This is a genomic window from Pararhizobium sp. PWRC1-1 (assembly GCF_049897905.1).
Classification (GTDB): domain Bacteria; phylum Pseudomonadota; class Alphaproteobacteria; order Rhizobiales; family Rhizobiaceae; genus Pararhizobium.
Genome location: NZ_JAFCXE010000051.1, coordinates 1 through 10,498, shown reverse-complemented (window position 1 = coordinate 10,498; position 10,498 = coordinate 1). Strand labels below are relative to the sequence as shown.

Below are 10,498 nucleotides of genomic sequence, written 5' to 3'. Positions count from 1 at the left end.
CTCTTCCTGTGATGCGAGGTCCGCTGTCACGGCCTCCGTCAACTGTTCAGGTTCGGGTATCAAAAGCGGGCGGAGGACCAGAGCCAGCAAACGGTCTCCAACGACCGGGATCCCGACGGGCCTTCCGCCCGCCCCCATTAAAGCACAGTTCAGACACACAGGATCCCTGTGACAGGCACAGGAATGACGGAGGATTTGACAATCGCCCGGTCTCCCAACGGTATTTCAACAACGAGACTTGTGAGAAAACGCCGGCTACCGGTTCGTCTGCCTAGCTTGCCCGCGCCGACCAATCGGTAAACGGGTCCGGCAAAGCCTTCCAGCGGTCTGGCGTAAATGCCTTGGCATCAACCAGACACTCGTCGAGTTCCGCTTCCAATGTTGCTTGGTCCATCGGATCTGCGCCGATGAAGACGATCTCTTGGCGCCGGTCACCCCAGACGGGGTCGAGATGCGGCTTCATCATTGCAAGGAAACCCGGATCCTCCGGCCATTGGGTTTTCGGAACCGCTGACCACCACAGCCCCATTTTCGAGGTGCGCACCATCGGCCCGGCCTGGCTGAGCTCGCCGGCGTGATGCGGCCGCGTCGCCAGCCAGAAGAACCCCTTGGCCCGCACGACGCCCGGCCATGGCCGGTGGACGAAATCGTGAAACCGCGCGGGATCGAATGGCCTTTTGGCCCGGTAGACGAAGGAGCGGATGCCGTATTCCTCTGTTTCCGGCACGTGATCCTTGAAGCCGTGCAACTCCTTGTACCAGACCGGATGCTGCTCGGCTTTCTGCATGTCGAACAGGCCGGTACCGAGAACATTGCGCAAAGCCACCTTGCCGAAATCCGTCTCGATCAGCCGCGCATCGGCATTCAGCCCGGCAATGATCTTTCTCGCCGCATCCCGTTGCTCCGGCGTCGCACTTCCCGCCTTGTTGAGAATGACGACATCGGCGAATTCGATCTGCTCGACCAGGAGATCGACAAGCGTGCGGTTGTCATTGTCTCCGGCCGTATCGCCGCGGTCGGCCAGAAAGTCGGCGGACGAGTAATCGCCCAGCAGGCTGACAGCATCGACCACGGTCACCATCGTGTCGAGCCGCGCGACATCGGCGAGGCTGTTGCCGGCCTCGTCGCGGAATTCGAAGGTGGTGGCGACGGGCAGGGGCTCGGCGATCCCGGTCGATTCGATCAGCAGATAGTCGAACCGGTCCTGTTCGGCCAGCTTGCGCACTTCATTCAGAAGATCGTCGCGCAGAGTGCAGCAAATGCAGCCATTGGTCATCTCGACCAGCTGCTCCTCGGTCCGCGACAGGTTGGCGCCGCCTTCGCGTACCAGTGCTGCGTCAATATTGACCTCACTCATATCGTTGACGATGACAGCAACCCGCAACCCGTCGCGATTGTTGAGGATATGATTGAGCACCGTGGTCTTGCCGGCCCCGAGGAAACCGGAGAGGACGGTGACCGGAAGTTTGTCGGACATAGTTACCTCCCTTAATGTTATACTATTACCTTCGATGATCTGAAAAAGGCGGACCTATGGTGGTCCGCCTTTTTCACGGTCTTGGGAGGGTCTTTTTAGCTAGCGTTGGTAAGGCAGGTCTTCAGCGATGTGCCGATGCTGTCCATCAGCTGGAAATAGAGGTCGGGACCGGCCTCAAGCGTCGCAGCTTCCGGATCCAGCGTTCCGGACTTTGCTGAGGTGCCTTCCAGCACGACATTGACGAGCTTCGGTTCGAACTGCGGTTCGGCAAAGACGCAGGTGGCGCCAAGCGCGACAATCTTTTCGTGGATCTGCTTCAGCCGTGCGGCGCCGGGCAGGGTCTCGGGGCTGACGGTGATCGAGCCCGCCACTTTCACATGGTAGCGATGCTCGAAATACTGATAGGCGTCATGAAAGACGATGAAGGGCTTGTCCTTGATTGGCGCCACCGTCTCAACGAGCTTTTTGTCGAGCGTATCGAGCCGGGTGTTCAGGGCATCGAGATTAGTCTTGTAAGCTGCGGCATTGGCCGGATCGGCGGCGGCCAGCGTCTTTTCGATCTCGGCTGCCATTGCCTTGGCATTGGCGGGATCAAGCCAGAGATGCAGGTCGAATTCACCCTCGTCATGATGGTGACCGGCTTCCTCATGCGCGTGCCCCTCGGCACCCTCCGCGCTTGCTTCGTGCTCATCGTCGTCGTCATGCGCCTCAAAGGCGCCACCCTCGCGGAACTTCAGCTTCTCAAGACCGGGCGCATCATCGAGTTCGACAATCTTTGCACCGCTGCCGAGCGATTCCAGCGGCTTTTCCAAAAAGGCTTCCAGCCCATGGCCAACCCAGAAGACCACATTGGCCTTTTCCAACGCCGAAGCGTTGGAGGGTTTCATGCTGTACGTGTGCGGGGAGGCGGCTCCTTCGACGATCAGTGCCGGTTCGCCGACGCCCTGCATGATCGAGGCGACCAGGGAGTGGATCGGTTTGATCGAGACGACGACATTGGGAACCTCGGCACGGGCCGCACCCGCCGCCAGAAGTATGGTGGGGGTGAAAAGCAGCGAGGTTGTCAAAAGGAGGGATTTTTTCAGGCTCATGCGGGGACTCCTGTCTTGTAAATCAATGTAATGTTATTACATCAATTGCGTTATGCTATAACGTGTGGCATAGCGACTGGCAACACCCCATCCGGATTTTTTGATGCTGAATTTCCATAAGTCTGATCAGGCACCGCTCGTCTCGCTCAACAATGCCGGCATCCGCCGCAATGGCCGCTGGCTGGTGCGCGGCGTCGAGTTCTCGATCAGCCGTGGCGAGATCGTCACGCTTATCGGGCCCAATGGTTCCGGCAAGTCGACGACGGCGAAGGCTGCGATCGGCGTTTTGAAGCCGGACGAGGGCTGGGTCGAGAAGCTGCCGGGGCTGAAGGTCGGTTATGTGCCGCAGAAGCTGGCGATCGACTGGACGCTACCATTGACCGTGGAACGACTGATGACGCTGACCGGGCCGCTGAAGGGCCGCGAGGTCGAGGAAGCGCTGCATTCGACCGGCATCGCCCATCTTGCCCGGGCCGAGGTGCAGCACCTATCCGGCGGCGAATTCCAGCGTGCATTGCTTGCCCGTGCCATTGCCCGCAAACCGGATCTGCTGGTGCTGGACGAACCGGTACAGGGCGTCGATTTCTCCGGCGAGATTGCGCTTTATGATCTGATCAAATCCATCCGCAACAGCACCGGCTGCGGTATCCTGCTGATCTCCCACGACCTGCATGTGGTCATGGCCGAGACCGATACGGTGATCTGCCTTAACGGACATGTCTGCTGCCGCGGTACGCCGCAGGTGGTCAGCCAGAGCCCGGAATATCTAAAGCTGTTCGGCAGCCGCGCCGCCAAGTCGCTCGCCGTCTATAGCCACGATCACGACCATACCCATCTGCCGGATGGCCGCGTGCTGCATACCGATGGCAGCATTACCGAACATTGCCATCCCGATGACGGCCACCATCATGGCGACCAAACGCATGGCGATCACGGTTCGCATGAGCATGGCCCTGAATGCGGCTGTGGCCATAAGAGCCGCCTGCAGGGGTTCGATAGCAAGGAGAGCGGCCGTGTTTGACGATTTCTTCACCCGCGCCCTCATTGCCGGTATTGGCCTTGCCATCACCGTCGGCCCGCTCGGCTGTTTCGTCATCTGGCGGCGCATGGCCTATTTCGGCGATACGATGGCGCATTCGGCACTTCTCGGCGTGGCGCTGTCACTGCTCTTCGATCTCAATCTGATGCTGAGCGTCTTCATCGTCGCCGCTGCCGTGTCGCTGCTACTTCTGTTGCTGCAAAAAAGGGGTGCTTTGTCGACCGATGCGCTGCTTGGCATTCTCTCGCATTCGGCGCTGTCGATCGGCCTCGTCATGGTCGCCTTCATGACCTGGGTGCGGATCGATCTGGTCGGCTTCCTGTTCGGCGATATTCTCGCTGTCTCCGAGGCCGATATCGATCTGGTCTGGGGCGGCGGTATTCTTGTGCTGGCCGCGATCGTCTATCTTTGGCGGCCGCTGCTCGCCTCGACGGTCAATCCGGAACTGGCGGAGGCCGAGGGCCTGCAGCCGGAGCGGGCACGGCTCTATTTCATGCTGCTGATGGCGCTGGTGATCGCCATCGCCATGAAGATCGTCGGCATCCTGCTGATCACCTCTCTGTTGATCATCCCGGCAGCCACCGCCCGGCGCTTTGCCACATCGCCCGAGATCATGGCCGTGCTCGCCTCGGTCATCGGTGCGCTTGCGGTCACCGGCGGCCTGTTCGGTTCGCTGCATTTCGATACGCCGTCCGGCCCGTCGATCGTGGTTGCGGCGATGGGGCTTTTCGTGCTCAGTCTGCTGCCGTTCGGCCGCAATAAACAGGCAGAGACGGCGATCCACTCGACGCATGGAGGACATCATTGATGGCGACACAGCAGCTTACCAAGAACCAGTCGCTGGTCCTCGACGCGCTCCATCATGCAGAAGGGCCGCTCAGCGCCTATACCATCCTCGACAAGCTGCGCGATCACGGTTTTCGTGCACCGCTGCAGGTCTACCGGGCGCTCGACAAGCTGTTGGAATTCGGCCTCATCCACCGGCTTGAAAGTATGAATTCCTTCGTCGCCTGCGCCCATCCGGATCATCACCATCACCATGATCATGGCGTGACGGCCTTTGCGATCTGCGAGGATTGCGGCCAGGTGACCGAGATGCACGATGAGGCGATGGAAGAGCGTCTGTCGGTGCTGGCCGGCAAGCAGCACTTCAAGACCGAGAAGACGACGATCGAGATTCGAGGCCACTGCCAGAATTGCACCGCTGAATAGGCGGACGAGTGCTTGAGCCGGGCTCCCACCAGCATATGGTAAAGGCGCCCGGCTGCACACGGTTCAGCGCCGGTGTCGCCTATCCGATGATGGAAAGGCTGGTCGCGAACAGCTGCCATTTTTTAACGTAGCCGTCAGCCGATTTCCTCAATCCGGCGACTGCCGCCTCATCCAGCAACCGGATGGCCTTTGCCGGCGACCCGACGATCAGCGAGCTGTCCGGGAAGACCTTGCCCTCTGTTACCAGTGCATTGGCACCCACCAGGCAATTGTTGCCGATCACGGCGCCGTTCAGCACCGTCGCCCCCATGCCGATGAGCGAATTGTCGCCGATAGTGCAGCCGTGCACGATGGCGCGGTGGCCGATGGTGCAGCCTTGCCCGATCGTTACGGGCAAGCCGGGATCGACATGAATGACCACACCCTCCTGAATATTGCTGCGGGCGCCGATACGGATCGGCTCGTTGTCACCGCGCAGCACCGCACCGAACCAGATGCCGACATCGTCGCTCAGTTCGACTTGACCGATGACATGCGCGTCGGGCGCAACCCAATAGCGGCCTTCCGGCGGTACAGTGGGCCGGGCGGGTCCAAGAGCATAGAGCGGCATGGTTTCCCCCTCAAACGACCGTGACGGTCAGCGTCGCCACGCCATCGATACCGCACGACACCGCGTCGCCGCGCGATACCGGCCCGACGCCGGACGGCGTGCCAGTCATGATGATGTCGCCGGCGGCAAGGGTGAACAGTTTTGACAGTTCGGCGATGATTTCCGGTATCTTCCAGATCATCTGGTTAAGGTCACCCTGCTGCTTGGTCTCGCCGTCGATCTTCAGCCAGATATTCCCCTCTGTGGGATGTCCGATAACCTGCGCCGGAACAATCTCCGACACCGGTGCCGAATGTTCGAAGGCCTTTGCCGCCGCCCAGGGTTTGCCGGCGGCCTTCGCCTCTGCCTGCAGGTCGCGGCGGGTAAAGTCGATGCCGACGGCGTAGCCATAGACGCAATCCAGCGCATCGCCAGCGTCAATGGCATCGCCACCGTGTTTCAGCGCGATAACCAGCTCGACCTCGTGGTGCACATCGGTCGAAAGCGGCGGGTAGGGGAACTCGGCGCCATGGACAAGATTGTCCGGATTCTTCTGGAAGAAGAAGGGTGGTTCCCGGTCCGGATCATGGCCCATCTCGATGGCGTGGGCGGCATAATTACGCCCGACACAATAGACGCGGCGGACCGGGAAGGTTTGCTCGGAATTCACCACCGGCAAAAGCACCGGCGCGGGAAGGGGGATTACAGTTGTCATCGATATCCAGCCATTCGATTGCGAATGGCGGACGATAGCACCCCTTTGAGGGGTGGGGAAAGCGGCTTCAGCTGCAGACGTAAGCTTGAAGTTGGTCGCGGGTCAGGAACCGGCTGTCTGCCCGGGAATTGAGTTCCGGATGCGTATACTCCAGGCTGGGGACATCTGGAAGTTCCAGCGCCTGGCGGACGGTCATGATGCCGACATCGCGGCGGTCACTGCCGCGCTTCAAGCTGACTTCGACGATGCGATACAGATTTTCCTCTACCATGTGTTTTCTCCCGTCTCTTTTATTTTTTGATTCTGGGTTGTAGTAGCTACTCCGAAATTGGTTTTTATGAGGCACCTCATCTATTAGCATGCCACACATGAAGAAATCGCAACAGTGATTTTTTAGCAGATGCTTTAATTTGTGCCGGAATGAGACGCCGATGCCCGGAGGGCTGCAAGCCGTTTGAAGCGATGCGTTCGCAGGTGCTTCGGATCCGTCTTTAGCGCACTGGAACAATCCTGCGGTTCGGGTGTTTTCCCACCGAACGGAAAAGGAGCGCGAGATGGCGAATATCAAGAATTTGCGAACCGGCTTTACTGGTGAACTCGACGAGTCCAGCGGCGTGACGGCCAAAGCGAAACAGGCGGCGAGCTATGTCCGCGATGAGGCTTCTGCCGTGGCGCAAAGCGCCCAGGATCATCCCTCGGCAACCAGCACTGCTTTGCTGGTTTTCGGCGCGGCGGCCTTCGTTGCGGGCTATCTGATCGGCAATGCATCCGGCTCACAGCCAACACGAAGACGTTACTGGTAGCGGTTGCACTGCATCAGATTTTATTTGATTTTTGTGCATCGCAGCATTATAGTCATATTTATCGCAGCAATCCACCTCCTCCCGGAAAGCTGCGACCGATCAGCGGTCACCTCCTCCCGACCGTGGGTCATTTTCAGAAGCCTGCCGCACCTCCTCCCGCGGCAGGCTTTTTTCGTTTTGTGCTCTGCCCAACGGGAACCAAATCGGTTATGTTGCCGTTATGGTCTGGCAAGACATTCGGAGGAGACGCTCATGCCAAATACCAAATGGTCCAACCCCGTCGAAGTCGGATTTGCGCACAAGGGTTCTCAAGTCGTTTTGGGGCCGTTCGACGCGCTGATCTGCCTGATGGACACTTGGCCCGATCTTCGCGGTCCCCGTTACGTTGCAGCCCGTAGCTTCTGCCGCGCCGCCATTGACGGCCGCAAATCGCCTGAAGAGGCCCGCGCGGTGTTCATTGCTGCCGCCGAGGAGGCCAAGCTGCAAGCGCACTGACGCGTTATGCAGAGGTAAATTGAAATCAACTGCGTCGCCAGCGCGGTAAAATGTGATATTTTTCAGTTCCTCCCAATATCGGTGGGACCTCATCCGCCGCCGAGCGGCATTGATTTATTTTCGGGTTTGCGGCTGGGTTTTCTTTTCCATCGTGATTTTGCAATTTTGCCCTCGATAGCCATTCCCTAACCCTCCAAAAGTCCCATCTCGCTTTCAAAACCTCGCCGCTGTATAAGGCGGCGATTGGTTGGGCCGCTTCGAGCTGCGGGATGTCCGTCTCCAGTTGCGCGCCTGTTTCTCGACTACAGTATACCGCCTGCAATGCGTGCGGGGATGAAGGTATTTTTTTGATGGGCACTGCAGCGATTTCGGCATCGATCGGCACCGCTTCGACATATTTCGCAGCGCCGGTGTTTGCCGTCGCCCCGATGATCGACTGGACGGACAGGCACTACCGCTTCCTCGCCCGCCAGCTTTCCAAACACGCTTTGCTCTACACCGAGATGATCGTCTCCGAGGCGATCCTGCGGGGTGACCGTCAGAGGTTGCTGGGGTTCGATACGGTCGAGCAGCCGGTGGCGCTGCAACTGGGCGGCAATGATCCGCGCAAGATGGCGGAGGCCGCGCGGATCGGCCAAGCGTTCGGTTATGCCGAGATCAACATCAATGTCGGCTGTCCTTCGGACCGCGTACAATCCGGGACGTTTGGCGCCTGCCTGATGCGCGAGCCTTGGGTCGTGGCGGAATGCGTCGCGGCGATGAAGGCGGCGGTGTCCATTCCTGTCACGGTCAAGTCCCGGATCGGTGTCGACGATCAGGACCCCGAGATTGCGCTGCGCGATCTGGTGTCTCGGGTGGCAGAGGCCGGAACCGACGCCGTCTGGGTTCATGCGCGAAAAGCCTGGCTGCAGGGGCTGTCGCCGAAGGAGAACCGCGATATTCCGCCGTTGGATTATCCGCTGGTTCACCGGCTCAAGGCGGAACATCCCAGTCTTTTCATTGGTATCAATGGCGGTCTTGGCAGTTTGAATCAGGCTGTTGAAGAACTGAATCACGAAACGGTGCTGGATGGGGTCATGCTCGGGCGGGCGCCGTATCATGATAGCGCCATGCTGACCGGCGTGGACGGATGTTTTTCGCATCCGCTGACGGGTGCGGCGCCTGTCGATTTCTCCGGCGAAGCCTTTACCGCCAATGGCCACCGCCAGTCTGCGGACTTCTGGGCCGGGGTGCGTGATGCGATGATGGGCTATGCGGCCGGGCATATCGCTTCGGGCGGGCGGCTCATCCATGTCACCCGCCACATGGTCGGGCTGTTTCAGGGCTGGCCGGGCGCGCGGCGGTTTCGGCAGATCCTGTCGGCCGATGCGACGCGGGCAGGGGCCGGGCCGGAGGTGATCGCGGCGGCATTCGACGCAATCTTTCTGACTGCCGAGGCAAAGCAGGCGGCGGAGTAAAAACCGTCGGCTTGCCGCAGTGCTGATCGGCCCATTGGGCCATTGCACGGATTTTCGCCCCGGGGACGATCGCCGACACAAAAAAAACGGCGCCCGGGGGACGCCGTTCAATCAGTTGTCGCAAGCAGTCGGATCGAGGCTTAGTCAGCCTGGATGTTGACGGCCTTCGGGCCCTTGCCCATGCGATCCGGCTCGGTGTCGAAGGTGACCTGCTGGCCGTCCTTCAGGGTCTGGAGACCAGCGGCCTGCAGCGCGGAGATGTGTACGAACACGTCCTTGGCGCCGCCTTCCGGCGTGATGAAACCAAAACCCTTGTCCTGGTTGAAGAATTTTACGGTGCCCTTGGTGGCCATGGGAGAAGTCCTTTTTTCCCTTAATGATATGTCCTCACCCCTGCCAGGGTGGAGACGTTTTTCTTTCCGGTTTTGTCTTTATTCCGGAAAGCCAGTCGGAGAAGTCGATAACGGGGAAAGAACGTCTACAGTGCCTTTCGGCACGCCCGGATTTTTCCGGGACCATACAGCCAGTCCAGTCTCCGGGATGCTAACGCCCGAACGCGGAAATATTTGCAGCAAAAAAAGAAAATAGCAAGCGTTTAATCCTTTGCACTCAACCCTATGTCGGTAGGCGGCCACGGATGCACCAGCATGAACCAACCGCCGGTTTTGCAGGTCTGGCAGCAGCGCCCACGGTCGCGGCCGGGGAAAACCGCGCGCCATCCCGATCTCACCACAATTTGGTCCCGGCGATGTCCGATTAAGGGCTGTGCACGCCGCATCCGCTTTTGGGTTGATGCTGGCCGGGCGAAGGGTTAGGTCAGGGACGGACGGGACGAATGCTGAGACGGAAGAGGTGGCGTTGTGATCGACCCCTATGAAACGCTTGGAATTGACCGCGGCGCCGACGAGCAGGCGGTCAAGGCGGCCTATCGCCGCCAGGTGAAGGCCGTTCATCCCGACAGCGGCGGCGATACCGAGGCCTTTGGCCGGCTGCAGGCGTGTTACGACCTGTTGAAGGACCCGGTGCGGCGCAAGGTCTACGACAATACCGGCTATGACCCGCAGCTGGCCGATCCGCGCGACCTGCAGGGCATTTTGAAGCTGGAAACGCTGGTCAACGATTTCATCCTCGACGAGCGCGAGCCCGGCAGCTTCGATCCGGTCGCCGCCATGCGCCGCAAACTGTCCGACGATATCGTCAAGAGCCGGTTCCACATCCTCGAGCTGGAGCGTCACCGCGCCCGCGTGCGCCAGCATCTCGACCGCCTCGGCCGCCGTCCCGCTGCCGATATCCTCGGCTCGATGCTGCGCACCCGCTCGCAATCGATCGCCGACGCCATCCGCAGCGCCGAAGCCCAGATCGAGGCAACCGAGCAGGCCTATACGATCCTGGAGGGCTACTCGTACGAGCTGGAGCGGCTGGAAGAGGCGGCGGAATAGGGAGGGCCTTTGCGTCCCGTCCTTTTTCACCACCGGTTGAAGTTCCCTTGAGGTACCCCAGCCCTCCGTCATTCCTGTGCCTGTCACAGGAATCCTGTGTGTCTGAACTGTGCTTTAATGGGGGCGGGCGGAAGGCCGTCGGGATCCCGGTCGTTGGAGACCGTTTGCTGGCTCTGGTCCT

The 10,498-nt window shown here is 60.0% G+C and carries 13 protein-coding genes; 7 read left to right on the top strand and 6 right to left on the bottom strand.

Going from position 1 to position 10,498, the window contains the following annotated elements; translation table 11 throughout:
• Positions 1 to 271: 271 nt before the first annotated feature.
• Both zigA and znuA read right to left on the bottom strand, forming a co-directional pair.
• Positions 272 to 1,477, bottom strand: a complete 1,206-nt coding sequence (gene zigA, locus ACP7E0_RS34505; protein ID WP_426131826.1) for a zinc metallochaperone GTPase ZigA — start codon at positions 1,475 to 1,477, stop codon at positions 272 to 274.
• A 95-nt stretch (positions 1,478 to 1,572) separates the two neighbouring features.
• The gene (gene znuA / locus ACP7E0_RS34500; RefSeq protein WP_426131825.1) at positions 1,573 to 2,568 is read right to left on the bottom strand and encodes a zinc ABC transporter substrate-binding protein ZnuA; all 996 of its coding nucleotides are present in this window, start codon (positions 2,566 to 2,568) and stop codon (positions 1,573 to 1,575) included.
• Positions 2,569 to 2,671: 103 nt separating this feature from the next.
• Here znuA and ACP7E0_RS34495 point away from each other — a divergent pair, with 103 nt between their 5' ends.
• From ACP7E0_RS34495 to ACP7E0_RS34485, 3 genes are read left to right on the top strand one after another with little or no spacing between them, the layout of a single operon-like run.
• Positions 2,672 to 3,589: an ATP-binding cassette domain-containing protein gene (locus ACP7E0_RS34495; RefSeq protein WP_426131824.1), complete on the top strand. Its 918-nt coding sequence runs from the start codon at positions 2,672 to 2,674 to the stop codon at positions 3,587 to 3,589.
• Positions 3,582 to 4,415: a zinc ABC transporter permease subunit ZnuB gene (gene znuB / locus ACP7E0_RS34490; RefSeq protein ID WP_426131822.1), complete on the top strand. Its 834-nt coding sequence runs from the start codon at positions 3,582 to 3,584 to the stop codon at positions 4,413 to 4,415. The genes ACP7E0_RS34495 and znuB overlap by 8 nt, the downstream gene beginning before the upstream one ends.
• Positions 4,415 to 4,819 carry a Fur family transcriptional regulator gene (locus ACP7E0_RS34485; RefSeq protein WP_113318370.1) on the top strand — a complete coding sequence of 135 codons (405 nt, stop codon included), beginning with the start codon at positions 4,415 to 4,417 and terminating at the stop codon, positions 4,817 to 4,819. Before znuB ends, ACP7E0_RS34485 begins: the two co-directional genes overlap by 1 nt.
• Positions 4,820 to 4,898: 79 nt before the next feature.
• Here the strand turns inward: ACP7E0_RS34485 and ACP7E0_RS34480 are convergent, their stop codons facing one another.
• The 3 genes from ACP7E0_RS34480 to ACP7E0_RS34470 all read right to left on the bottom strand — a co-directional run bounded on the left by ACP7E0_RS34480 (position 4,899) and on the right by ACP7E0_RS34470 (position 6,394).
• Positions 4,899 to 5,429, bottom strand: coding sequence for a gamma carbonic anhydrase family protein (locus tag ACP7E0_RS34480; RefSeq protein WP_426131820.1), 531 nt, complete (start codon positions 5,427 to 5,429; stop codon positions 4,899 to 4,901).
• Positions 5,430 to 5,439: 10 nt separating this feature from the next.
• Entirely contained in the window at positions 5,440 to 6,123 is a 684-nt protein-coding gene (locus ACP7E0_RS34475) for a fumarylacetoacetate hydrolase family protein (protein ID WP_426131818.1), read from the bottom strand.
• 67 nt (positions 6,124 to 6,190) lie between these two features.
• Complete coding sequence (locus ACP7E0_RS34470) at positions 6,191 to 6,394, bottom strand: hypothetical protein (protein ID WP_037095909.1); 204 nt, start codon at positions 6,392 to 6,394, stop codon at positions 6,191 to 6,193.
• A gap of 283 nt (positions 6,395 to 6,677) precedes the next feature.
• Here ACP7E0_RS34470 and ACP7E0_RS34465 point away from each other — a divergent pair, with 283 nt between their 5' ends.
• The 3 genes from ACP7E0_RS34465 (at position 6,678) to dusA (ending at position 8,878) form a co-directional block, all read left to right on the top strand.
• On the top strand, positions 6,678 to 6,926 hold the full coding sequence (locus ACP7E0_RS34465; RefSeq protein WP_426131815.1) for a hypothetical protein: 249 nt from the start codon (positions 6,678 to 6,680) through the stop codon (positions 6,924 to 6,926).
• A 252-nt stretch (positions 6,927 to 7,178) separates the two neighbouring features.
• Entirely contained in the window at positions 7,179 to 7,421 is a 243-nt protein-coding gene (locus tag ACP7E0_RS34460; RefSeq protein ID WP_426131813.1) for a DUF982 domain-containing protein, read from the top strand.
• A 350-nt stretch (positions 7,422 to 7,771) separates the two neighbouring features.
• Positions 7,772 to 8,878, top strand: a complete 1,107-nt coding sequence (dusA, locus tag ACP7E0_RS34455; protein WP_426131811.1) for a tRNA dihydrouridine(20/20a) synthase DusA — start codon at positions 7,772 to 7,774, stop codon at positions 8,876 to 8,878.
• A gap of 140 nt (positions 8,879 to 9,018) precedes the next feature.
• Here the strand turns inward: dusA and ACP7E0_RS34450 are convergent, their stop codons facing one another.
• On the bottom strand, positions 9,019 to 9,231 hold the full coding sequence (locus tag ACP7E0_RS34450) for a cold-shock protein (protein WP_037095903.1): 213 nt from the start codon (positions 9,229 to 9,231) through the stop codon (positions 9,019 to 9,021).
• A 507-nt stretch (positions 9,232 to 9,738) separates the two neighbouring features.
• Here ACP7E0_RS34450 and ACP7E0_RS34445 point away from each other — a divergent pair.
• Entirely contained in the window at positions 9,739 to 10,317 is a 579-nt protein-coding gene (locus ACP7E0_RS34445) for a J domain-containing protein (protein WP_426131809.1), read from the top strand.
• Positions 10,318 to 10,498 lie beyond the last annotated feature (181 nt).

Excerpts from the sequence above, each read along its gene's own strand:
- zigA (WP_426131826.1), bottom strand. The coding sequence starts at position 1,477 with ATGTCCGACAAACTTCCGGTCACCGTCCTCTCCGGTTTCCTCGGGGCC.
- znuA (WP_426131825.1), bottom strand. The coding sequence starts at position 2,568 with ATGAGCCTGAAAAAATCCCTCCTTTTGACAACCTCGCTGCTTTTCACC.
- ACP7E0_RS34495 (WP_426131824.1), top strand. The coding sequence starts at position 2,672 with ATGCTGAATTTCCATAAGTCTGATCAGGCACCGCTCGTCTCGCTCAAC.
- ACP7E0_RS34485 (WP_113318370.1), top strand. The coding sequence starts at position 4,415 with ATGGCGACACAGCAGCTTACCAAGAACCAGTCGCTGGTCCTCGACGCG.
- ACP7E0_RS34480 (WP_426131820.1), bottom strand. The coding sequence starts at position 5,429 with ATGCCGCTCTATGCTCTTGGACCCGCCCGGCCCACTGTACCGCCGGAA.
- ACP7E0_RS34475 (WP_426131818.1), bottom strand. The coding sequence starts at position 6,123 with ATGACAACTGTAATCCCCCTTCCCGCGCCGGTGCTTTTGCCGGTGGTG.
- ACP7E0_RS34470 (WP_037095909.1), bottom strand. The coding sequence starts at position 6,394 with ATGGTAGAGGAAAATCTGTATCGCATCGTCGAAGTCAGCTTGAAGCGC.
- ACP7E0_RS34465 (WP_426131815.1), top strand. The coding sequence starts at position 6,678 with ATGGCGAATATCAAGAATTTGCGAACCGGCTTTACTGGTGAACTCGAC.
- ACP7E0_RS34460 (WP_426131813.1), top strand. The coding sequence starts at position 7,179 with ATGCCAAATACCAAATGGTCCAACCCCGTCGAAGTCGGATTTGCGCAC.
- dusA (WP_426131811.1), top strand. The coding sequence starts at position 7,772 with ATGGGCACTGCAGCGATTTCGGCATCGATCGGCACCGCTTCGACATAT.
- ACP7E0_RS34450 (WP_037095903.1), bottom strand. The coding sequence starts at position 9,231 with ATGGCCACCAAGGGCACCGTAAAATTCTTCAACCAGGACAAGGGTTTT.